Origin of the sequence: Brevundimonas intermedia (assembly GCF_004614235.1) — a bacterium.
In the GTDB taxonomy this organism is placed as follows: domain Bacteria; phylum Pseudomonadota; class Alphaproteobacteria; order Caulobacterales; family Caulobacteraceae; genus Brevundimonas; species Brevundimonas intermedia_A.
The window spans coordinates 381,719-402,840 of the sequence record NZ_SPVH01000006.1 but is presented as its reverse complement, the minus strand read 5'-3'; the positions used below and the strand labels follow the sequence as shown (position 1 = coordinate 402,840).

Here is a 21,122-nt window from a genome sequence, read left to right as displayed (position 1 = left end):
CAGGCGTCAGTGGGGCTTCAAGAGCCCCTCCACCACTTCGTGGTCCCCCTCCCCATTGCATGGGGAGGAGACGACGCTCTAGAAGCTTCGCCATGACCGAAGACGTGACCAAAGACTCCAACGGCAACATCCTGGCCGACGGCGACAGCGTGACCCTGATCAAGGATCTGAAGGTCAAGGGCTCGGGCGGGGTGACGCTGAAGCGCGGGACTCTGGTCAAGAACATCCGTCTGACTGGCGACACCGACGAGATCGAGGCCAATGTGGACAAGGTGCGCGGCCTGGTTCTGCGCGTCGAGTTCGTGAAGAAGGCTTAGCGCCCCCTCTTCCCAAGTGAGGCGTCAGCCGCCATCTAGCGGCCTATGACCGACACTCTCGCCGCCCCCGCCTCGACTGCTTCCACCAACGGCAAGATCCCCGTCACTGTCCTGACCGGCTATCTCGGCGCGGGCAAGACGACGCTGCTGAACCGGATCCTGACCGAGGATCACGGCAAGCGATACGCGGTCATCGTCAACGAGTTCGGCGAGATCGGCATCGACAACGACCTGGTGGTCGGCGCCGACGAGGATGTGTTCGAAATGAACAACGGCTGCGTCTGCTGCACGGTGCGCGGCGACCTGATCCGGGTGGTCGCCGGCCTGATGAAGCGCCAGCGTCCCGGCAAGCCGGCCTTCGACGCCATCATCGTCGAGACGACGGGTCTCGCCGATCCCGGCCCGGTGGCCCAGACCTTCTTCGTCGACGAGGACGTCAAGGCCAAGACCCAGCTGGACAGCGTCACCACCCTGGTGGACGCCAAACATGTGATGGCGCGGCTGGACGACTCCAGGGAGGCCCGCGAACAGGTGGCCTTCGCCGACCGGATCATCCTGAACAAGGTCGATCTGGCGACCCCGGAAGAGCTGGACGCGGTCGAGGCCCGGCTGCGGGCGCTGAACCCGCTGGCGCCCATCGTCCGGGCCGAACGGTCCAACGTTCCGCTGGACCAGGTGCTAGGCCTGCACGCCTTCGACCTGGACCGGATTCTGGAGGTTCGGCCGGACTTCGTGAACCCGCCGCACGGCGCGGACAGCCATGTCCATGACGAGGCCTGCGGCCATGACCACGATCATGGGCACGACCATGACCATGACCATGACCATGATCACGGGCACGATCATCACGATCACGACCATTCACACGGTGCGCGCGGTCATGCGCACCAGGACGACATCAAGGGCATTTCCCTGTCGCTGGACCGCCCGCTGGACGGGGCCAAGTTCACGGCCTGGCTGGACAGGCTGCTGGGCGAACAGGGTCAGAACATCCTGCGCGCCAAGGGCATCATCGACGTTCAGGGCGAGAACCGCCGCCTGGTCTTCCAGGCCGTTCACATGATCCTGGAAGGCGACCTACAACGCGAATGGGGCGTCGCCGAACGCCGCTGGAGCCGGGCGGTCTTCATCGGGCGTGATCTGGACGAGGCGGAACTGAAGGCCGGGTTCGAAGGCTGCGCCGCTTGAGTTGTCCCTTCTCCCCCGAGGAGGAGAAGGGACCAAAGGGTTAGGCCTTACTTCCCGAACAGCTTGTTCCAGCGGCGCTTGTCGCGAGCCTTCCAGGCGCCGCGGTGATAGGCGTCGGAGCCGATCAGGGGCACGACGGTGGTGGCTTCGGCGAAGACCATCTGTTCGTGGGTGGTCTGGACCTTGCCCCAGGAGGCGGCTTCTTTCAGCGTCGAGGAGGAGCAGGCGCCGTCGCGGACGTCGGCGACGGTGATCTGGACCGCATAGCGGTGCATCTCGGCCTCGACGCCCAGGATTTCGGCGCAGACGACCGTGTCCTGGGCGAAGTTCTTGGGCACGCCGCCGCCGACCATGAACAGACCGGTGACGCCGGCGGCGATCTTGATGTCTGTCAGTTCGCGGAAGTCGGCGATGGCGTCCAGCATCAGATAGGGCTGGCCGGCCGCGGCGCGTTCCTTCTGGTGCTTGACCAAACCAAAGCCGGCCGAGGAATCGACGAAGGCCGGGCAGAAGATCGGCACGCCCTCTTCATAGGCGGTCTGGATCAGCGAGCCGGGCTTCTTGGCGTTGCCCTCGCTCAGCCACTTGCCCATCTCCCAGATGAACTCGCGGCTGGAATAGCCGCGCGGCTCCAGCCGGTTGGCGATCTCCAGAATGGTGTGGTCGCAGGCCTGGAGCTCTTCCTCGTCGATATAGGTGTCGTAGATCCGGTCGATGTAGTTTTCGCGCAGGACGTTGTCGTCCACCTCGCCGGCGGCCTGATAGTGTTTGAAGCCCAGAGCCTCGAAGAAATCCATGTCGACGATGGAGGCGCCGGTGGCGACGACCGCGTCCACCATGCCGAACTTCACCATGTCGCGGTACACGTGCATGCAGCCGCCGGCCGAGGTCGAACCGGCCAGGATCAGCCAGGGCGAGCAGTCATTGTCCTCGATGGCCATGGAGAAGATGTCGGCGGCGCGGGCGGTGTCGCGCGAGCTGAAGGACATCTTGCGCATGCTGTCGATGATCGGGCGCGCGTCGAAAGACGTGATGTCCACGTGTTCGACGACGTTCTGCAGCAGCTGGGCCTTGGTGTTGGCTTGAACGGGAGCGTTCATTTCGGGGGTTTCCCTTTGATTTGAGCGCCCGTCGTCAACAAAACAACTTCTCAAGGACGGAGCGACCGAAGAAGCACGTCGTAGTTATCGTCGAAGAGATTCAGAGATATGACGCATATGCTCTGGATCCACACCGTGGGTATCACCTCGGATCAACCACGCGAGGAGATGGTCCGATTCATCATGCAGACGGAGAGCATCGCGAAGCCGTTCTTTCGACTTCGCGTCGCTTGCTCTAGAACCGTTAATTACTCGTGAGGCTTCGTCCATCCAGCCATTCACCGCTCTCTGCCAATCTAGATTGGCAGAGAGCGAGTTGGAAAAGACCCTGGATTCCAACGAATCCATTTTGCCTAGCGCCGAGACTTCTTGCGCTGACCGGCCTTACCCTTGGGACGTGACAGACGCACGATCTTGCGGGCGTTCTCTTCCGCCGTGGTGCGTACGGTCGGGATGGAGCGCGGGGCCAGACCATAGAGCGAGGCCATCGGGGCGTCCTCGACCACGGCGAGATCGTGCTCGCCATAGCCGTTGAAGCCGGTCGACATGGCGACGCCGTAAGCGCCCAGCATGCCGATCTCGATGAAGTCGCCTTCGCGCACATCGGCCGGCAGCCAGAACGGACCCGGCATGTGGTCGATGGAATCGCAAGTCGGGCCGTAGAACTGGAACGCCTTCAGATCGCTCGCCGCCTCGCCGTCCCGGACCAGCTTGGTCGGGAAGGGCCAGCGCGAGTGGGTCGCGTCGAACAGCGAACCGTACGACCCGTCGTTCAGATACAGGGCGTCGCCCTTGCGCAGATCGACGCGCGCCAGGATCGACGAGGATTCGGCGACCAGCGCCCGGCCGGGTTCGCACCACAGCTCGGTCGTTTCCGACACCGGCATCTCGTTGAAGCCGCGATGGATGGCGTCGGCGTATTCGCTCATGTCCGGCGGGACCATGCCCGGATAGACCGAGGGGAAGCCGCCGCCGACATCGACGATATCCACGATGACGCCGGCGCGGCTGATCGACCGGCCGACCTGAGCCATGGCCGCCTGATAGGCGGTCGGGCGCATGCACTGGCTGCCGACGTGGAAGCTGACGCCCATCAGGCCTTCCTTGACCACCTGGCGCGTGGCCATCAGCAGGGCCGGAGCCTGATCCGCCGAAACGCCGAACTTGCCCGAAAGCGTATAGGCCGCGCCGTCGGCCGAGACGGCCATACGCACGATCAGATTCAGGTCGTCCGCGCCGCCGGTGGCGTCGAGGATCTTGTTCAGCTCATCGACGCAGTCGAGCGAGAAGGTCCGCACGCCGTGATCGAAATAGGCCTTGGTGATCGCAGACCGGCTCTTGACCGGGTGCATGAAGGCCAGGCGAACGTCATGGCTGACCGAGCGAACAAGCTCGATTTCGGCGATGGACGCCACGTCGAAACCGCGAACACCGGCCTCGATCAGGGTCTCGACGACCCAACGGGACGGGTTCGCCTTCACCGCATAGAAGACGTCGGCCTTTAGATTATCCTGGAACCAGCGCGCCGCTACGGAAACCGAACGCGGTCGCACGAGGGCGACGGGACGTTCAGGGGACCGCTCACGGACCAGGTCCAGGGGAAGCTGATACGTGCGCAATTCACGTAACCCCCTGCTAATTGTTAAACCCAGACCGGCGTTAGCGGCGCAGAAAGGACCTACGGGGTCCGCCGGAAGGCGCGATATGGGGACTTCGAACTGTCATGTAAAGGGGTTTTTTCGTGGCGGGGCTTGGGTTTGGCCAGGACGAGACTGTCACAAATGTCTGCGCACCCCATGAAACGCCGCCATGAGGGCAACCTAGGCCGTTCCAGCCTCGTTGAGCAGCTTGCGACTACACCGGCCTTAGCGCCGCCGATGTCGCAAGGGTCGAGGCCGCGGCGGAAGGCCGCTGAATGGGTCGGCTATGGACGAGGTCGCACGCCGTGTGCGATTAAGGCCTTGCCTAGACGCCTTCGTCGCGTCATGCGGCGCCCCTTCGCCACAGCCTCCTAGCGAGTTCATGAGTTCATCCGCAGCCGCCGTCTCCCCCGGGCTCGTCCTGGCGCGCGACGTGTCGAAGACCTTCGGATCGCGAAAGGCGCTGGACGGCGTCTCGATTTCCGTCGCCTCCGGCGAAATGGTCGCCCTGATCGGTCCGTCCGGTTCAGGCAAGTCCACTTTGCTCCGTTCCATCACCGGCCTGCAGTCGATCGACGCGGGCGCGGGCACGATCCAGGTGTTCGGCGAGACCGTGCAGAAGGACGGTCGGGTCACGGGTTCCGTGCGCAAGGCGCGCGGCAAGCTGGGCATGATCTTCCAACAGTTCAACCTGGTCGGCCGCCTCAGCCTGTTCTCCAACGTCATGCTGGGCGCGCTCGGGCGCCTGCCCGCATGGAAGGGTCTGCTGGGCGCCTGGCCCCAGGCGGACAAGGACAAGGCCATGGCGGCCCTTCACCGCGTCGGCGTGTCCGACTATGCGGCCCAGCGCGCCAACACCCTGTCGGGCGGTCAGCAGCAGCGCGGCGCCATCGCCCGCGCCATCGTGCAGGGCGCCAAGGCCATCCTGGCCGACGAACCCGTCGCCTCGCTGGACCCGGTGTCCGCGCGCAAGGTGATGGAACTGCTGGTCGAGTTGAACAGGCGCGACGGCATGGGCGTGATCGTCACCCTGCACCAGGTCGACTACGCTATCCGCTATTGCGACCGCGTCATCGCCCTGCAAGGCGGCAAGATCGTCTATGACGGTCCGTCAACGGCGCTGGACCAACAGCGTCTGATCGAAATCTACGGTCCCGAGTTCGAGGACGCGTTCTGGGAGACCAAGGCATGAGCCTGTCCCGTATTTCCTCCACTCCCAAAGCCTTCCGGGGCCTGTTCGCTGCGGCTGGCGCGGCCGTGATGATCCTGGGCCTGGCGGCCTGCGGCGGCGGTGAGGACAAGAAGGCCGGCGGCGCGCCGACCGAGATCACCTTCTCCATCCTGTCAGCCGAAGGTCAGGCCTCCGCCGGTCCGTTGTGGCAGCCGCTGCTGGACGATATGTCCAAGGCCATCGGCGTGCCGGTCAAACCCTATTTCGGCTCGAACTATACGGTTCTGGTCGAGGCCATGCGCGGCAACCACACCCAGGTCGGGTGGTTCTCGGCCAAGCCCGAGGTCGAGGCCATCGACCGCGCCAAGGCCGAGGTCATCGCCCGCACCGTCAACCGCGAAGGCCTGGACAGCTATCAGTCGACCCTGATCGTCAAAAAGGGTTCGGGCATCACGCTGGACAAGGTCATGGCCTGCGGCAAGCAGTACAACTTCGGCATCGGCGACGCCCAGTCGACGTCGGGCACCCTGGCCCCGCTGACCTTCCTGTTCAATCCGCGCGGCGTGGTGCCGTCACAGTGCTTCAAGACCGTGCGCTCGGCCAACCACCAGGCCAACGCCTTCGGCGTCGCCACGGGCGTGATCGACGTGGCGACCTCCAACAGCGTCAACACCATCTTCATGCGCAAGGAAAACCCGCAGCTGGCCGGGCAAATCGAGGAAATCTGGACCTCGCCCCCCATCCCCGAGAGCGGCATCGTCGTGCGCGAGGACCTGGACCCGGCGCTGAAGGAAAAGATCCGCAGCTTCTTCCTGACCTATGGCCAGGGCGAAGGCGCCGAGGCCGAGCGCCAGCGCGCGGTTCTGGCGGACCTGGAATATTCCCGCTTCACCGCCGCCGACGACAGCTATCTGGACCCGATCCGCGAAATGATCGCCGACCAGAAACTGGGCGATGCGCGCGCCAAGGGCGACACCGCCGCCGTCGCGGCCGCCGAGCGCGAGCTTCAACGCCTGCGCAGCCTGCGTGAGGTCCGGCCTTGACCGCAGTCGCGTCCCCCGCCGTCTCCATTCCGGTGGCACCCAAGAAATCCACCCTGGCGTGGGTCGCCGACATCCTGGTGTGGGGCGGCGTCGCCGCCGTCCTGCTCTACAGCATCGACGCCGTCGATCTGGGCAATCTGCCGCGCCTGTTCGCGGGCAACGACAGCACCCTGCTGTTCGTCCACGACTTGCTGCGTCCCGACTTCAGCGACTGGAAAATGTTCGTCGCCAAGATGTGGGAGACGGTTCAGATTGCGCTTTGGGGCACCTTCCTGGCCGTTCTGCTGGGGATTCCGCTGGGCCTGGCCGCCGCACGCAACATCGCCCCCGTCTGGGTCGTGACGCCCGTGCGGTGGGTGATGAACCTGCTGCGTTCGGTGCCCGACCTTGTGATCGGCCTGCTGTTCGTGACGGCCGTGGGCCTGGGGCCGCTGGCCGGCGTCCTGGCCATCACCCTGAATACGGCCGGCGTCTTGGCCAAGCTGTTCTCCGAAGCCGTCGAGTCGATCGACAAGGGGCCTGTCGAGGGCGTGCGCGCCACCGGCGCCGGCAAGCTGCACGAGATCGTCTGGGGCGTGTTGCCGCAGGTCGCGCCGCTGTGGACCTCGTTCGCCCTGTACCGCTTCGAATCGAACAGCCGTTCGGCGACGGTTCTGGGTCTGATCGGCGCCGGCGGCATCGGTCAGGTGCTGTTCGACAGCATGAACGCCTTCGACTTCCGGGCCGTGTCCGCCATCGTGATCGTCGTGGTCGTCGCCGTGACCCTGATCGACACCCTGTCGCAGGTCATGCGCCGCCGCCTGCTGTAGCGGCGGTCCGACCCTTCGTCGGACTGTCACAATCCTCTGCTCTAAGCATCGCGAAATCGATGCTCAGGGAGAGCTCAGGATGATCCGCACACTGAAACTGGCGGCTTCGGCCGCCGCCCTTCTGGCCCTGGCGGCCTGTGGCGACAACGGCGGGGGTGGCTCGGCCTCCGGCACGCGCGCTGGCATCTGGTCGGCGGGTTCGTCCACCGTCTTCCCCTTCGCCACCCGCGTGGCCGAGACCTTCGCCCGCGCCTCCAACGGCGCGGCGCCCCGCGTCGAATCGCTGGGCACCGGCGGCGGCATCCAGGCCTTCTGCCAGGGCATCGGCCCGACCACCCCGGACATCGCCAACGCCTCGCGTCAGATGAAACAGTCCGAGTTCGACCTGTGCGCCAAGAACGGCGTCACCGACATCGTCGAGATCAAGATCGGCTTCGACGGCATCGTCATCGCCACGGCCCGCAACGGCAACGGCTTCAACTTCGAACTGAACGACCTGTACGAAGGCCTGGCCAAGGAAGTTCCGGGGCCGAACGGCACGTTCGTGACAAACCCCGCCACGACCTGGAACCAGGTCAACGCCGGCCTGCCGAACCAACGGATCCAGGTCTATGGCCCGCCGCCCACATCGGGCACGCGCGACGCCTTTCTGGAGCTGGGCATGACGCCGGGCGCCAAGCTGGTTCCGGCCGTCAAGGCCATCGAAGGCGACAAGGACCGGTTCGAGGGCATCGCCCATACCTTGCGCGAGGACGGCGCCTGGATCGACTCGGGTGAAAACGACAACGCCATCGTCCAGACCCTGACCCGCACGCCGGGCTCGCTGGGCGTGTTCGGCTATTCCTTCCTGGAACAGAACCTGGACACGGTGAAGGCCGAGACCATCGACGGCGTCACACCCAATGCGGACACCATCGCCAGCGGCGCCTATCCGCTGTCGCGCAGCCTCTACATCTATGTGAAGAAGGCCCACATCGGCGTCATTCCGGGCCTGCAGCAGTTCGTGCAAGAGTTCCTGTCCGAGGGTTCTGCCGGCAAGGGCGGCTATCTGGCCGACCGCGGCCTGATCCCGCTGCCGGAAGATCAGCTGCTGGCCCAGCGCGCGACCATCGCCGCCATGACCCCGATGACGCGCCCCGCCAAGTAAGGCGGAACCCGACCGCCGTCCCGCCCCTTCTTTCGCCGGTCCGCACCGGGTAGAAGGGGCGGGATAGCTGTCAGGATATGTTTATGACCACCACGCCCGCGCGCCTGCGCAAGGCCGTATTGCCCGTCGCGGGCCTCGGCACCCGCGTCCTCCCCGGCACCAAGACCACGCCCAAGGAACTGCTGAACGTCGTCGATCGGCCGATTCTGTCCTACATCGTCGAAGAGGCGCGCGAGGCGGGGATCGAGCACATCGTCTTCGTCACCGGCCGCTCCAAGGGCGCAATCGAGGACTATTTCGATCACCAGATCGAGCTGGAAGCCCAGCTCCTGGCCAAGGGCAAGATCGAAATCCTGGAGATGATGAACGCCGAACTGGCGTCCGCCGGCGAGATGAGCTTCACCCGCCAGATGCAGCCCAAGGGCCTGGGCCACGCCGTCTGGTGCGCGCGCGACATCATCGGCCATGAGCCGTTCGCCGTCATCCTGCCCGACGTGATCGTTGACTCGCAGCCGGGCGCCCTGAAGCAGTTGGCCGAGGTCTATGCCGAGACCGGCGGCAACATCATCGGCGTGGAATCTGTCGACATCGAACAGGCCCACAAATACGGCATCGTCGATCCCGTCGGCCGCCAGGGCAACCGGATCGAGATGAAGGGGATGGTCGAAAAGCCCGCCCCAGGCACGGCGCCGTCGAACCTGTCGATCTCGGGCCGCTATATCCTTCAGCCGGAAATTTTCGACCTCCTGGCGACCCAGGAACGCGGGGCCGGCAACGAAATCCAGCTGACCGACGCCATGGCGCGGCTGATGCAGCACCAGGCCTTCACAGCGGTCGAATACGCCGGCGTGACCCACGACTGCGGCGACAAGATCGGCCTGCTGAAAGCCAACGTCGCCTTGGCGTTGAAACGGCCAGACCTGGGCGACGCCGCCCGCGCGGCGATCTCGGGCCTGCTGTAAAAATCAGCACGACGCCTCTCCCTCCCCCTGCGGGGGAGGGTCGTCGCGCAGCGACGGGGTGGGGGCGGCCAGGCAAGGCCGCACTGATCTGAGTTTGCCCCTGCGAGATCGACGAGGTTTCGCCCTGCCCTCCCCACCCGATCTCGCCTGCGGCTCGACCACCCTCCCCCGCGGGGGAGGGAGAGGCGTTGAGCCAGCTTCCCTAGCCTGCTAACCCTGCGCCAAATAATCAGGAGACGAACCATGGCCACTTCCGAAGGCTGGGACATGCCGACCGGCGACCTCATGAAGGGCAAGAAGGGCCTGATCATGGGCGTGGCGAACTCCAGCTCCATCGCCTGGGGCATCGCCTCGCAGCTGGCGGCGCAGGGCGCGGAACTGGCCTTCACCTATATGGGCGAAAGCCTGGAGCGGCGCGTGCGGCCGTTGGCCGAAAGCGTCGGCGCCAAGCTGCTGATTCCGGCCGACGTCACCGACGACGCCTCGATGGACGCCGCCTTCGCCGAGCTGGAAAAGACCTTCGGCACCATCGACTTCGTCGTCCATTCGGTGGCCTTCGCCAACAAGGACGAGCTGAAGGGCAGCTTCGTGGACAACACCACGCGCGACAGCTTCCTTCTGGCCCTGAACATCTCGGCCTTCAGCTTCGTGGACGTGGCCAAGCGCGCCGCCAAGCTGATGCCGAACGGCGGCAGCCTGATCACCCTGACCTATCTGGGGTCCGAGCGGGTCATCCCGAACTACAACACCATGGGCGTGGCCAAGGCGGCGCTGGAGGCGGCGACCCGCTATATCGCGCGCGACCTGGGCCCCAAGAACATCCGCGTCAACGCCATCTCGGCCGGTGCCATGCGCACCCTGTCGCTGGCCGGCATCTCGGGCGGGCGCGGCCTGCACTCCAAGTCGGCCCAGTTCTCGCTGATCAAGGAAGAGACCTCGATGGAGGGCGTCGCCGGCGCGGCCCTGTGGCTGTGCTCGGACCTGGGCCGTTCGACCACGGGCGAGGTCGTCCACGTCGATGCGGGCTTCCACGCCGTGGGTCTGCCAGACGACATGGAAGGTTGATCGGCGCGGCCTGATCAGGCCCTTCCGGCCTTCACGGTGACGGTTTAAGGCCGGGGCATGACTGCTCCGGCCTTTTCCATGCGCGCCCTGCCCGCTTCCGCCTTTTCGTCCGCCGCCGTGGCGACGGTGATCGGTTTCGGCGGGACCGTGGCTCTGGTCGTCCAGGCGGGCCAGGCGCTGGGCGCGGACGCCGGTCAGATCGGATCGATGGTGACGGCCCTGTGCCTAGGTATCGGCGTGCCGGGCGCGCTGCTGAGCTGGCGGTTGAGGATCCCCGTCGTCCTGGCCTGGTCGACGCCGGGGGCGGCCCTGCTGGCGGCCTCGACCCTGGGCCTGTCATGGCCGACGGCCATCGGCGCCTTCGTCTTCGCCGCCCTGCTGATGATCCTGACCGGCCTGATCCCGGCCCTGGGGCGGTTGGCGGCGCGGATCCCAGCAGCCATCGCTTCGGCCATGCTGGCGGGCGTGCTGCTGCCCTTCGTGTTGAGACTGTTCAAAGTCGTGCCGGACGAGACGGTTCTGGTCGTCGGACTGGTCGCGCTGTTTCTGGTATCGCGACGCCTGTGGCCGACCTGGGCGCTGCCGGCCGTGCTGGCGGCCGCCTTTGCCGTCCTGGCGATACGGGGGCAGTTGACCCTGCCGGCAGGGACCAGCCCATTCGGCCATCTGGAGCCCGTTGCGTCCGTGTTCGACTGGAAGGCGGCGGTCAGCCTGGGCTTTCCGTTGTTCCTCGTGACCCTGGCGGCGCAGAACCTGCCGGGACTGGTCGTGTTGCAGAGCGCCGGCTATCCGCCGCCCGCCAACCGGCTGATCCTGTCCACCGGCGTCGCCAGCCTGCTGATCGCCCCGTTCGGCGGGCACGGGGTCAATCTTGCGGCGATCACGGCGGCGATCTGCACCGGGCCGGACGCCCATCCCGACCCTGCGCGGCGCTGGGTCGTGGGCGTGATCTATGGCGGCTTCTATCTGATCGTGGCCCTTTTCGCCGCACCGCTGGCCGGGCTGTTCATCGCCATGCCGCCGGCCGTGCTGGCGGCGGTGACAGGTCTGGCCTTGGTCGCGCCGCTGACCGGCGCGCTGCAAGGGATGATGGCCGAAACGGCGCAACGTGAGGCGGCCGTGCTGACGTTCGCCGCTACGGCCTCGGGACTAGCTTTGTTCGGAGTGGGATCGGCCTTCTGGGGCCTGGTCGTCGGCTTTGCGGCCCTGGGTGCCGGACGCTGGATCAGACCGCGGGCCTGATCCAGCGCATCGTTTTAGCCTATCGCGCTTCGCGCTGGTTGAGGCGCGTTAGTCGCGCAGCGATGCGGGAACGTGACCGCCGTTTTCGGCCAGCTTGGTCCAGACCGCCTTGGACAGGGCGATGTTCTGTTCGGCCGAGCCGTGCTCGCCGGCGTGGACATTCAGTTCCTCGGCCAGTTCCTTGCGGGCCGCCAGGCTGGAATCCAGGTCCAGCAGCTTCAGCAGATCGACGATCGACGTGCGCCAGTTGCCGCCGCCGCCCTTGGACGCCGCCAGATCGCTGAGCACCGCCTCGACATCGACGGGCGGCAGGGCCGGAGCGGGGGTGGAGGCCGCCGCACCCGGCGTCGGCGTCACACTGGCGGTCGGCGTGGGCGCCGGAGCGGGGGCCGCCTTGGGCTTGTGACCCGTGATCTTGTTCCAGATCGAAGAGAAGATACCCATCCGTCGCGCTCCTGTTTGTGTCGTCAGATAATGCCCGCCGGGCACGACGGTTCAGTGACGCGCCGGAATCTCCAGTCCGCGCTGCACGGCGGGGCGCGCCAGACCCCGCTCCAGCCAGGCGGCGACGCGCGGAAAGTCCGCAAAACCGACGAGCTCGCCCGCCTCGTAAAAGCCGATCAGGTTGCGAACCCAGCCTAGGGTGGCGACGTCGGCGATGGAATAGTCCCCGACGATCCAGTCCCGGGGCTCTCCTCCCTCATTGGCAAGCCTCGTCTCCAGCACGCCCAGCAGGCGGCGGCTTTCGGCGACGTAGCGGTCGCGCGGGCGCTTGTCCTCGTAGTCCTTGCCGGCGAAACGGTGGAAGAAGCCCAACTGGCCGAACATCGGCCCGATGGCGCCCATCTGGAACATGACCCACTGGATCGTCTCGTAGCGGGTCGCGGGATCGGTCGAGAGCAGCTTGCCGGTCTTTTCCGCCAGATAGATCAGGATGGCGCCGGATTCGAACAGGGCCAGCGGCTGGCCGCCTGGCCCGTTCGGATCGAGGATGGCGGGGATCTTGCCGTTGGGGTTCAGCGACAGAAACTCAGGCCCCCAAGTCTCGTTCTTGGTGATGTCGACCAGGTGCGGCTCATAGGCCAGGCCGACCTCCTCCAGCATGATCGAGACCTTCACGCCGTTCGGCGTCGGCAGGGAATAGAGCTGAATGCGGTCGGGATGCTGGGCCGGCCAGCGCTGGGTGATCGGGAAGGCGGACAGGTCGGTCATGCGAGAGCCTCGGCTTGCGATAGGCCTATGTCGGCGCCGCCCACCCAATCCGCAACACCTACAGGCGCGTGTCAGGATTCCGGTTCGCGCTCGCCCACCTCGGTCGGGGGCGCGGCCAGAAGCCAGCCGTCGGCCAGGTGCAGTTCGGGCGTCGCTTCCTTGGTGAAGGGCAGATACCAGGTCGGGCCGCCGGTTGCGGGGGCGATCTCCAGCATGTCGTCGGCGCCGAAGTTCTGGACCGACTTGACTGTGCCCAGGACGGCGCCGGCCGTGTCGCGGACCTCGACCCCCAGCAGGTCGGCGAGATAGAATTCGTCCTCGTCCGGCTCAGGGAAACGGTCGCGGGGGACGTGCAGTTTCAGGCCGCGCAGGGCGTCGGCCTGTTCCTTGGTCGTGATCTCCTTGGCCCGGCCGACGACGCCGTTCTTGTCGGGCCGCGTCGAGGTCAGGGTCAGGGCCACCGTGCCGTCGGCATGCAGCAGCGGGCCGTAGGCGGTCAGGGCCAGGGGATCGGCGGTGAAGGCGGTCACCCGCACCTCGCCCCGCACGCCGAAAGCGCCGCCTATCTGGCCGACGAGGATCAATCTGCTGTCCGTGGTCATGTTGGTCCTTAGCGCATGAAAAAGGCGGCGTCGAAAGACGCCGCCTCGATCATCGTCAAACCGAAAGGCTTAGCCTTCGGCCTTTTCTTCAGTCGTTTCTTCAGCAGCCACTTCTGCAGCGGGGGCCTCTTCAGCGGCGGCTTCAGCAGCAGGCGCTTCTTCGGCCGGGGCTTCTTCGACAGCCGGAGCGGCGGCAGCAGCGGCGGCTTCTTCCTTGGCGCGCGCAGCGGCTTCAGCGGCCTCGACCTTGGCGGCGGCTTCGGCTTCCAGGCGGTCGGCTTCGCGCTGGGCGCGTTCGGCGGCGCGCTCTTGCGCCTTCTTGCCGGGCTGGGCCTTGTTCGGGTTGTTCGACTGGGTCCACTTGACCTTCTGGCCCAGGGTCTCGTCCTGCGACAGGAAGCGCGCGACGCGGTCGGTCGGCTGGGCGCCCTTGCCGAGCCATTCGGCGATACGCTCGACCTTCAGGGCGACGCGGGGGGTGGCGCCGTCCTTGGGCAGCATCGGGTTGTAGCTGCCGACCTTCTCGATGAACTTGCCGTCGCGCGGCGAGTGCGAGTCGGCGACGACGATGTGATAGTAGGGGCGCTTCTTGGCGCCGCCGCGGGCCAGACGAATCTTCAGCATTTCAGGTCTCTTTCCAGGTAATCGTTATTTCTTGGGAGGGAAGCCCGGAAGGCCAGGCAGGCCTCCCGGAAGTTGTCCGCCACCCAATCCGGCGAGCCGGTCCTGGATGGCTTTCAGTTCGTCGGCGCTGGCTTCCGGCGTCTTGCCGCCGCCCAGGGCCTTCAATCGGTTCAGATCGGGGCCGCCGCCCCCCATTCCGGGGATGCCGCCGCCACCGCCGAGGCCGCCCAGCATGGCGGCCATCTGCTGCATCTTCTTGGGTCCGCCGCGCGCCATCGACTTGACCACATCGGCCATCTGGCGGTGCTGTTTCAGAACCCGGTTCACGTCCTGCACATCGACGCCGGCGCCGGCCGCGATGCGCTTCTTGCGGCTGGCGTTCAGCAGATCCGGCTTCTTGCGCTCGGCCTTGGTCATCGATGAGATGATGGCTTCCTGGCGCAGGATCATGCGGTCGTCGATGCCGCTTTCGGCCATCTGGCCCTTCATCTTGGCCACGCCGGGCAGCATGCCCATGATGCCCTGAAGCCCGCCCATCCGCTTCATCTGCTGAAGCTGGCCGGCCAGGTCGTCCAGGTCGAACTGACCCTTGGCCAGTTTGCGGGCCATCTTCTCGGCCTTGGCCTGGTCCAGGTCCTGCGACGCCTTCTCGACCAGGGCGACGATATCGCCCTGGCCCAGGATGCGGCCGGCGACGCGACGAGCGTCGAACACGTCCAGCGCATCGACCTTTTCGCCGGCGCCCAGATATTTGATCGGCAGGCCGGTGACGGCGCGCATCGACAGCATGGCGCCGCCGCGACCATCGCCGTCGGCGCGGGTCAGGACCAGGCCGGTCAGGGGCAGGCGGGCGTGGAAGGCGGCGGCGGTGCGCACCGCGTCCTGGCCGGTCAGGCTGTCGGCGACCAGCAGGGTCTCGATGGGTTTGGCGATGTCGGCGACCTCGGCCACCTCGTTCATCAGCCCCTCGTCCAGGGTGATGCGGCCGGCGGTGTCGAGGATCAGAACGTCGAAGCCCTGAAGCTTGGCCGACTGCAGCGCCCGGCGCGTGATCTGGACCGCGCTCTCGCCCGCCACGATCGGCAAGACGGCGACGTCGATCTGTTTGCCCAGCTGGGCCAGTTGTTCCATCGCGGCCGGACGACGCGTGTCCAGCGAGGCCATCATGACCTTCTTGCGATCGAACTTGGTCAGGCGCAGCGCCAGCTTGGCCGAGGTCGTGGTCTTGCCTGAGCCCTGCAGGCCGGCCATCAGCACCACGGCGGGCGGGCTGGCGTTGGTGTTGAGGGGGACCGGCTCTTCGCCGCCCAGCATCTCGATCAGGCCGTCATAGACGATCTTGACCACCTGGTCGGCGGGGCGGACCGAACGGATGACCTCTTCGCCTGTGGCGCGCTCGGTGGCGAAGGCGATGAATTCCTTGACGACGGGCAGGGCTACGTCGGCCTCAAGCAGGGCCACGCGCACTTCGCGCATCGCCTCGGCGACGTCCTTTTCGGACAGGGCGCCGCGACCGGTGATCCGGTCGAAGACGCCTGTCAGCCGCTCGTTCAGAGCCTCGAACATTCACTACCTCGTGGCGACGGGTGAAACGGCTCCATACGACAACGGCCTCTGGCGACGATCACGTCGGCAGAGGGTTCTCGCCCACCTCGTTCTCTTTTCGTGGGCTATCGGCCTTGCGGCCTACTTGAGCCCGAAAGGGCTGTGCTCAAGCAGCGCGGAGCGCGGTAGCACGACAAAAAGAGCTGTCGTGTGGGTGGAGACGCGAGGTTCACTTGCGTCGGAAGCGGCGGCTTATGGCGGAAAACCCCGACAAAGGCAACCGGAGCGAGTCGATCACGGCTATAAAGCCAATGTTCGCCGTGGGATTTAGCGGATTGTCATCATCGTGCTAAGAGCCCCGCCCTTTATAGGGGCGGCGATGTCGCCAACGTTTTTGACTTCAGGAGAAGCACGCATGAGCAAGGTGCTGGTTATCGGCGCGGGCGGCGTCAGTTCGGTGGCCGTCCACAAGATGGCGATGAATGCGGACATCTTCTCCCATATCACCCTGGCGAGCCGCACCAAGTCCAAGTGCGACGCCATCGCCGAATCCGTGAAGTCGCGTTTTGGCGTCACCATCGACACGGCCAAGATCGACGCCGACGACGTGGCGGCGACCACGGCCCTGATCAAACAGGTGCAGCCGGCCCTGGTCGTGAACCTGGCCCTGCCCTACCAGGACCTGGCCATCATGGACGCCTGTCTGGCGGCCGGCGTGAACTATCTCGACACCGCCAACTACGAGCCGCGCGACGAGGCCAAGTTCGAATACAAGTGGCAGTGGGCCTATCAGGAGCGGTTCGAGAAAGCCGGTCTGATGGCGCTGCTGGGTTCGGGCTTCGACCCCGGCGTGACCTCGGTCTTCGCGACCTACACCAAGAAGCACCTGCTGGATTCCATCGAGACGCTGGACATCCTGGACTGCAACGGCGGCGACACGGGCCTGCCGTTCGCGACCAACTTCAACCCCGAGATCAACCTGCGCGAAGTCACCGCCCCGTCGCGTCACTGGGAAAACGGCCAGTGGGTCGAGGGCCCGGCTCTGAGCCACAAACAGGTCTTCGACTTCGAGGGCGTGGGTCAGAAGAACATGTACCTCATGTACCATGAGGAGCTGGAATCGCTGGCGAAATTCTACCCCGAGATCAAGCGCATCCGCTTCTGGATGACCTTCGGCGACAGCTATCTGAAGCACCTCGAAGTGCTGGAAAACATCGGCATGACCTCGATCGAGCCGATGATGTTCCAGGGCCGCGAGATCATTCCGATCGAGTTCCTGAAAGCCCTGCTGCCGGAACCGTCGTCGCTGGGTCCGATCACCAAGGGCAAGACCAATATCGGCACCATCGCCACCGGCGTGAAGGACGGGGTCAAGAAGACGGTCTACGTCAAAAACATCTGCGATCACCAGGAAGCCTATGCCGAGACCGGCAACCAGGCCGTCAGCTACACCACCGGCGTGCCCGCCATGATCGGCGCGGCCCTGATGCTGACCGGCCAGTGGAAGGGCGCGGGCGTGTTCAACATGGAACAGCTGGACCCCGATCCCTTCATGGACATGCTGAACAAGCACGGCCTGCCGTGGAAGGTTCAGGACCTGGACGCCCCTCTCGACTTCTAAGGCTCAGACCATGGCCATGCAGACCCAAGCCGGCGGACCGGGCGCCTTCGCCCGGTTCGATCTGAACCGCGTCTCCTCGCCCGCCTTCGTGGTGGACGAGGCGGCGGTGCGTCGCAACCTGTCCATACTGAAGGACGTAGGGACGCGCGGGAACGCGCGGGTTCTGCTGGCCCTGAAGGCCTTTTCCATGTGGTCGCTGGCCGACGTCGTCGGGGAATACCTCGACGGCGTCTGCGCCTCGGGCCTGTGGGAGGCGCGGCTGGCGCGGGAATTCTACAAGGGGCACCTGACCACCTATTCGCCCGCCTACAAGCCGGCGGACCTGCCCGAAATCCTGCGTCTGTCGGACACGGTCATCTTCAACGCCCCCGACCAGATCGCCCGCTTCGCCGATGTAATCGCCACGGCCCGCGCCGAAGGCGAGACGTTCGACATCGGCCTGAGGCTGAACCCCGAACATTCCGAGGCCGAGGTCGCCAAATACGATCCGTGCCAGTTCGGATCGCGTCTGGGGTTCCCGGTATCGCAGCTGAAGCCCGAACATCTGCACGGCGTCGACGGCCTGCATATCCATGCCCTGTGCGAACAGGGGTTCGAGCCGTTGGAGCGGATCTGGGCGGCGGTGGAGCCGACGCTGGCGCCGCTGCTGAGGCCGCTGAAATGGATCAATCTGGGCGGCGGGCACCATGTCACGCGGGCCGATTACAGACGCGACGACCTGGCCACCTTCCTGCGCCGGCTGGGCGAGACGCATGGGCTTGAGGTCTATATCGAGCCGGGCGAGGCCGTGGCGCTGGACGCCGGCATACTGATCGGCGAGGTGCTGGACACCTTCGACAACGGCATTGCGATCGCCATCACCGACATCTCCGCGACCTGCCACATGCCCGATGTTATCGAGGCGCCCTATCGTCCGGCCATGCTGAACGAGGGCGAGACGGGCATGACCTATCGCCTGGGCGGGCCGTCGTGCCTGGCGGGCGACATCATCGGCGACTACGTCTTCGAGACGGCGCCGACGGCGGGTACGCGGATCGCATTTCTGGACCAGGCCCACTATTCGATGGTGAAGACCAACACCTTCAATGGGGTGCCCCTTCCGGCCATCGCCCTGTGGAACAGCGAGACGGATGCGCTGAAGCTGGTGCGCGAGTTCGATTATTCCGAGTTCCGCGACCGCCTGTCCTGATCGGCCCGATCGTAAGAAAAAGGGCGGCTCTCGCCGCCCTTCCCTGTCCTATTCTTCCTTAGATTCGTCCGCCGCCGGCTCGGCGTCGGGCTTAGGCTCGGAGCCCGGCTCTGTGACGACGACGCCTTCGGGCGCAGCCGACAGTTTCGTCAGGTCGCCGCCGGCGCGCAGCACGTCCAGCGCCCGTTCCAGCTGATAGTCCTTTTCCTTGTCGAAGCTCTCGCCGGGGGCTTCACGCGGCGTGTGCGGACCCTTGCGCTCGGCGCCGATGGAGGCGTCCAGCGCCGTGGCGTAGGCGGCTTCGGAATAGATGAAGCTGGAACGCGAGACGATGCGGGCCTCGGCTTCCGAACGGGCGACCTCCAGGTCCGGTTCGATGCCGATTTTCTGGATCGAGGCGCCCGACGGCGTGTAGTAGCGCGCGGTCGTGATGGACACGGCGCCGTCCTGGCCCTGGCGCAGCGGGATCACCGTCTGGACCGAGCCCTTGCCGAAGCTGGTCAGGCCGACGACGGTCGCGCGCTGATGATCCTTCAGGGCGCCGGCGACGATCTCGGACGCCGAGGCCGAACCGTAGTTGACCAGCACGACCAGGGGCAGGCCGCCGGTGATGTCGCCGGGCTTGGCGGAATAGCGCTGAATCTGCTCGGGCTTGCGACCGCGCTGACTGACGATCTCGCCGCGTTCCAGGAAGGCGTCGGACACGTCGATGGCGGCGTTCAGCAAACCACCGCCATTGTTGCGCAGATCAAGCACATAGCCCTTCACGCCCGGCTTCTCGGCCTTGATCTTGGCGATGGCCTCGTTCAGTTCGCGGCCTGTGTTCTCGTTGAAGGTCGAGACGCGCAGATAGCCGAAGTCGCCCTCGACCCGGCCGGTGACCGACTGGACCTTGATGACCTCGCGGGTCAGGACGACCTCCAGCGGGTCCTCGCCGTCGCGCAGGAAGGTCACCTTGACGCTGGTGCCGACCTCGCCGCGCAGCTTTTCGGACACCTGGCTGACGGTCAGGCCGGCCGCGTTCTGGCCCTCGATCGACGAGATGACGTCGCCTGCCTGGACGCCGGCCTTGGCGGCGGGGCTGTCGTCCATCGGCGAGATGACCTTCACCATGCCGCCGTCGGCGCTGATGGTCAGGCCGACGCCCGAATACTGGCCCTCGGTGCGCTCGCGCAGCTCGTCGTAGTTGGAGGGCGGCAGATAGTTGGAGTGCGGGTCCAGCGCCGTCATCATTCCGGCCAGCGCGGCCTCGATCAGCTTCTTGTTGTCGACCGGCACGACATAGGCCTGCTCGACGATGCCGACCACATCGCCGAACAGCTCCAGCATGCGGAAGGTTTCGTTGCGGGGGGTCTGGCTGCTGACAGCAGCGGCGGATCCGCCGAGCACCAGTGCGGCGCAGCCGACGAGGAGCAGTTTACGCATTCGGTCTCTTTCGGTCGGGCCGATCATTCAAGGCGCCCGTGGGAAGGGTAAGGCGGTGCAGACACGACCAAATCGTGGCGACGCAGCGTTGCGCCGATAAAATCAGCGTCAGACGAGAATGCAAAGGACTATTGCAGGTTCACTGCAACCACGGCTCCGGATCGATGGGCCGTTCGTCGCGTCGCAGCTCGAAATAGATGTCGCCGTCCGGGCCGCTGTGGCCCAGGGTCTGACCGTCCGACACGCGGGCGTCCGATCCCACATCCACGCTGTCCAGGCCGGCGATGACCGCGCGCCAGCCGGGGCCGAGGTCCAGCACCACCACATTGCCCCACCCCGTCAGAGGCCCGGCATAGGCGACCTTGGCGTCGGCAGGAGCCGTCACGGCCGCCCGGTCGGCGCGCCAGCGCCAGCCGGAGGTTCCCGCGCCCCAGGTCTGGCTGGGCGCGCCGCGGATGGGCGAACTGAGGCGGGCGCGGCCGGCGGGCAGGCGGGCCGTAGGGGTTTCCGCCGCCTGGGTAGCCGGCACGGCCCCGCCCAGTTCGCGGATACGGCGTTCCAGCACGACGGAGGCGCGTTCGGCGGCGCGGGCCTCGGCGTTCAGGACGGCGGTCAGGGCGGTCTTGCGCGACGTCAGACCCTCGATCTCGCCTCGTCGGTCGCCCTGTTCGCTCTCTGTCGTCAGCAGCCGCTCGGAGGACAGGACGGCGAGGCGGCGGATGCGCATGATCTCGGCCTGGCGGGTGCCCAGGGCCTTGGCGCGGTTTTCCAGGTCCGGCGTCATGGCCTTGAGCAGGATGGAGGCGCGCACCGTGTCGATGGCCTTGTCGGCCGGCACCAGCAGCGGCGGCGGCGGACGGCGGCTCATCATCTGAAGGGCGCTGAGCAGACGCCCCTGGGCGCCGCGTTCGCGGGCCAGGTCAGTGACCAGTTCGGCCTCGCGTTCGGTCAGTTGCTGCAGGCGGGCGCGCTGATCGTCGATCTGGCGGTCGTCCGTCTGCTCGTCGGCGCGCAGCGAGGCCAGACGGCGCTCCAGCTGGGCCAGTTCGGACTTGGCGGCGTCGGCGTCGGCGCGCAGGCGGCGCGCCCGCACCGTCTCGTCGCGATATTCGGCCTGGATGCGCGACAGCTCGCTTTCGGGCGCCTGACGGCTCATCGCCGGGACGGCGCAGACGAAACCCGTCAGCAGGGCCAGCGATAGGGGAATGGCGCGACGCATG

20 protein-coding genes are annotated in these 21,122 nt (G+C 66.2%); 11 read left to right on the top strand and 9 right to left on the bottom strand.

All coding sequences use genetic code 11. From position 1 onward, the window contains the following. The first annotated feature begins 92 nt into the window (after nucleotides 1-92). Nucleotides 93-317, top strand: a complete 225-nt coding sequence (locus tag EGY25_RS08280) for an alkylphosphonate utilization protein (protein ID WP_008263608.1) — start codon at nucleotides 93-95, stop codon at nucleotides 315-317. Nucleotides 318-362: 45 nt separating this feature from the next. Further along, nucleotides 363-1,505: a CobW family GTP-binding protein gene (locus tag EGY25_RS08275; RefSeq protein WP_135194526.1), complete on the top strand. Its 1,143-nt coding sequence runs from the start codon at nucleotides 363-365 to the stop codon at nucleotides 1,503-1,505. Between the two features lie 47 nt (nucleotides 1,506-1,552). On the opposite strand, the gene EGY25_RS08270 is transcribed toward EGY25_RS08275, so the two are convergent. Next, a complete protein-coding gene (locus tag EGY25_RS08270; RefSeq protein WP_135194525.1) occupies nucleotides 1,553-2,605 on the bottom strand; it encodes a 1,9-bis(guanidino)-5-aza-nonane synthase in 1,053 nt (350 codons plus the stop codon). Between the two features lie 353 nt (nucleotides 2,606-2,958). Continuing rightward, nucleotides 2,959-4,224, bottom strand: coding sequence for a type III PLP-dependent enzyme (locus EGY25_RS08265; protein ID WP_135194524.1), 1,266 nt, complete (start codon nucleotides 4,222-4,224; stop codon nucleotides 2,959-2,961). A 403-nt stretch (nucleotides 4,225-4,627) separates the two neighbouring features. On the opposite strand from EGY25_RS08265, the gene phnC reads away from it, so the two are divergent. The 7 genes from phnC (at nucleotide 4,628) to EGY25_RS08230 (ending at nucleotide 11,684) form a co-directional block, all read left to right on the top strand. After that, nucleotides 4,628-5,437 (top strand): phosphonate ABC transporter ATP-binding protein, encoded by an 810-nt coding sequence (gene phnC, locus EGY25_RS08260; RefSeq protein WP_135194523.1) that lies wholly within the window; start codon nucleotides 4,628-4,630, stop codon nucleotides 5,435-5,437. Further along, nucleotides 5,434-6,459 carry a phosphate/phosphite/phosphonate ABC transporter substrate-binding protein gene (gene phnD, locus EGY25_RS08255; protein ID WP_135194522.1) on the top strand — a complete coding sequence of 342 codons (1,026 nt, stop codon included), beginning with the start codon at nucleotides 5,434-5,436 and terminating at the stop codon, nucleotides 6,457-6,459. Before phnC ends, phnD begins: the two co-directional genes overlap by 4 nt. After that, nucleotides 6,456-7,268 carry a phosphonate ABC transporter, permease protein PhnE gene (phnE, locus tag EGY25_RS08250; protein ID WP_135194521.1) on the top strand — a complete coding sequence of 271 codons (813 nt, stop codon included), beginning with the start codon at nucleotides 6,456-6,458 and terminating at the stop codon, nucleotides 7,266-7,268. The genes phnD and phnE overlap by 4 nt, the downstream gene beginning before the upstream one ends. Nucleotides 7,269-7,347: 79 nt before the next feature. Then, the gene (locus EGY25_RS08245; RefSeq protein ID WP_135194520.1) at nucleotides 7,348-8,415 is read left to right on the top strand and encodes a substrate-binding domain-containing protein; all 1,068 of its coding nucleotides are present in this window, start codon (nucleotides 7,348-7,350) and stop codon (nucleotides 8,413-8,415) included. Nucleotides 8,416-8,498: 83 nt separating this feature from the next. Further along, nucleotides 8,499-9,377: a UTP--glucose-1-phosphate uridylyltransferase GalU gene (gene galU, locus EGY25_RS08240; RefSeq protein ID WP_135194519.1), complete on the top strand. Its 879-nt coding sequence runs from the start codon at nucleotides 8,499-8,501 to the stop codon at nucleotides 9,375-9,377. A gap of 267 nt (nucleotides 9,378-9,644) precedes the next feature. Then, nucleotides 9,645-10,442: an enoyl-ACP reductase FabI gene (locus EGY25_RS08235; protein ID WP_167762560.1), complete on the top strand. Its 798-nt coding sequence runs from the start codon at nucleotides 9,645-9,647 to the stop codon at nucleotides 10,440-10,442. A 57-nt stretch (nucleotides 10,443-10,499) separates the two neighbouring features. Beyond that, nucleotides 10,500-11,684, top strand: a complete 1,185-nt coding sequence (locus EGY25_RS08230; protein WP_245159398.1) for a benzoate/H(+) symporter BenE family transporter — start codon at nucleotides 10,500-10,502, stop codon at nucleotides 11,682-11,684. Between the two features lie 48 nt (nucleotides 11,685-11,732). Here the strand turns inward: EGY25_RS08230 and EGY25_RS08225 are convergent, their stop codons facing one another. The 5 genes from EGY25_RS08225 to ffh all read right to left on the bottom strand — a co-directional run bounded on the left by EGY25_RS08225 (nucleotide 11,733) and on the right by ffh (nucleotide 15,688). Next, a complete protein-coding gene (locus EGY25_RS08225) occupies nucleotides 11,733-12,128 on the bottom strand; it encodes a DUF3597 domain-containing protein (RefSeq protein WP_135194517.1) in 396 nt (131 codons plus the stop codon). A 51-nt stretch (nucleotides 12,129-12,179) separates the two neighbouring features. Next, the gene (locus EGY25_RS08220; protein WP_135194516.1) at nucleotides 12,180-12,896 is read right to left on the bottom strand and encodes a glutathione S-transferase N-terminal domain-containing protein; all 717 of its coding nucleotides are present in this window, start codon (nucleotides 12,894-12,896) and stop codon (nucleotides 12,180-12,182) included. 71 nt (nucleotides 12,897-12,967) lie between these two features. Continuing rightward, nucleotides 12,968-13,498 (bottom strand): ribosome maturation factor RimM, encoded by a 531-nt coding sequence (gene rimM, locus EGY25_RS08215; protein ID WP_135194515.1) that lies wholly within the window; start codon nucleotides 13,496-13,498, stop codon nucleotides 12,968-12,970. 69 nt (nucleotides 13,499-13,567) lie between these two features. After that, nucleotides 13,568-14,122 carry a 30S ribosomal protein S16 gene (gene rpsP / locus EGY25_RS08210; RefSeq protein WP_135194514.1) on the bottom strand — a complete coding sequence of 185 codons (555 nt, stop codon included), beginning with the start codon at nucleotides 14,120-14,122 and terminating at the stop codon, nucleotides 13,568-13,570. A 24-nt stretch (nucleotides 14,123-14,146) separates the two neighbouring features. Beyond that, entirely contained in the window at nucleotides 14,147-15,688 is a 1,542-nt protein-coding gene (ffh, locus tag EGY25_RS08205) for a signal recognition particle protein (RefSeq protein ID WP_135194513.1), read from the bottom strand. Between the two features lie 394 nt (nucleotides 15,689-16,082). On the opposite strand from ffh, the gene EGY25_RS08200 reads away from it, so the two are divergent. Beyond that, a complete protein-coding gene (locus tag EGY25_RS08200; RefSeq protein WP_135194512.1) occupies nucleotides 16,083-17,288 on the top strand; it encodes a saccharopine dehydrogenase family protein in 1,206 nt (401 codons plus the stop codon). A 16-nt stretch (nucleotides 17,289-17,304) separates the two neighbouring features. Beyond that, nucleotides 17,305-18,477, top strand: coding sequence for a carboxynorspermidine decarboxylase (locus EGY25_RS08195; protein WP_135195574.1), 1,173 nt, complete (start codon nucleotides 17,305-17,307; stop codon nucleotides 18,475-18,477). A 48-nt stretch (nucleotides 18,478-18,525) separates the two neighbouring features. On the opposite strand, the gene EGY25_RS08190 is transcribed toward EGY25_RS08195, so the two are convergent. Both EGY25_RS08190 and EGY25_RS08185 read right to left on the bottom strand, forming a co-directional pair. After that, nucleotides 18,526-19,902 carry a S41 family peptidase gene (locus EGY25_RS08190; protein WP_135194511.1) on the bottom strand — a complete coding sequence of 459 codons (1,377 nt, stop codon included), beginning with the start codon at nucleotides 19,900-19,902 and terminating at the stop codon, nucleotides 18,526-18,528. Nucleotides 19,903-20,041: 139 nt separating this feature from the next. Then, the gene (locus EGY25_RS08185; RefSeq protein WP_135194510.1) at nucleotides 20,042-21,121 is read right to left on the bottom strand and encodes a murein hydrolase activator EnvC family protein; all 1,080 of its coding nucleotides are present in this window, start codon (nucleotides 21,119-21,121) and stop codon (nucleotides 20,042-20,044) included. Nucleotide 21,122 lies beyond the last annotated feature (1 nt).

Excerpts from the sequence above, each read along its gene's own strand:
- EGY25_RS08280 (WP_008263608.1), top strand. The coding sequence starts at position 93 with ATGACCGAAGACGTGACCAAAGACTCCAACGGCAACATCCTGGCCGAC.
- EGY25_RS08275 (WP_135194526.1), top strand. The coding sequence starts at position 363 with ATGACCGACACTCTCGCCGCCCCCGCCTCGACTGCTTCCACCAACGGC.
- EGY25_RS08270 (WP_135194525.1), bottom strand. The coding sequence starts at position 2,605 with ATGAACGCTCCCGTTCAAGCCAACACCAAGGCCCAGCTGCTGCAGAAC.
- phnC (WP_135194523.1), top strand. The coding sequence starts at position 4,628 with ATGAGTTCATCCGCAGCCGCCGTCTCCCCCGGGCTCGTCCTGGCGCGC.
- phnD (WP_135194522.1), top strand. The coding sequence starts at position 5,434 with ATGAGCCTGTCCCGTATTTCCTCCACTCCCAAAGCCTTCCGGGGCCTG.
- EGY25_RS08245 (WP_135194520.1), top strand. The coding sequence starts at position 7,348 with ATGATCCGCACACTGAAACTGGCGGCTTCGGCCGCCGCCCTTCTGGCC.
- galU (WP_135194519.1), top strand. The coding sequence starts at position 8,499 with ATGACCACCACGCCCGCGCGCCTGCGCAAGGCCGTATTGCCCGTCGCG.
- EGY25_RS08235 (WP_167762560.1), top strand. The coding sequence starts at position 9,645 with ATGCCGACCGGCGACCTCATGAAGGGCAAGAAGGGCCTGATCATGGGC.
- EGY25_RS08230 (WP_245159398.1), top strand. The coding sequence starts at position 10,500 with ATGACTGCTCCGGCCTTTTCCATGCGCGCCCTGCCCGCTTCCGCCTTT.
- EGY25_RS08225 (WP_135194517.1), bottom strand. The coding sequence starts at position 12,128 with ATGGGTATCTTCTCTTCGATCTGGAACAAGATCACGGGTCACAAGCCC.
- EGY25_RS08220 (WP_135194516.1), bottom strand. The coding sequence starts at position 12,896 with ATGACCGACCTGTCCGCCTTCCCGATCACCCAGCGCTGGCCGGCCCAG.
- rimM (WP_135194515.1), bottom strand. The coding sequence starts at position 13,498 with ATGACCACGGACAGCAGATTGATCCTCGTCGGCCAGATAGGCGGCGCT.
- rpsP (WP_135194514.1), bottom strand. The coding sequence starts at position 14,122 with ATGCTGAAGATTCGTCTGGCCCGCGGCGGCGCCAAGAAGCGCCCCTAC.
- ffh (WP_135194513.1), bottom strand. The coding sequence starts at position 15,688 with ATGTTCGAGGCTCTGAACGAGCGGCTGACAGGCGTCTTCGACCGGATC.
- EGY25_RS08200 (WP_135194512.1), top strand. The coding sequence starts at position 16,083 with ATGAGCAAGGTGCTGGTTATCGGCGCGGGCGGCGTCAGTTCGGTGGCC.
- EGY25_RS08195 (WP_135195574.1), top strand. The coding sequence starts at position 17,305 with ATGCAGACCCAAGCCGGCGGACCGGGCGCCTTCGCCCGGTTCGATCTG.
- EGY25_RS08190 (WP_135194511.1), bottom strand. The coding sequence starts at position 19,902 with ATGCGTAAACTGCTCCTCGTCGGCTGCGCCGCACTGGTGCTCGGCGGA.
- EGY25_RS08185 (WP_135194510.1), bottom strand. The coding sequence starts at position 21,121 with ATGCGTCGCGCCATTCCCCTATCGCTGGCCCTGCTGACGGGTTTCGTC.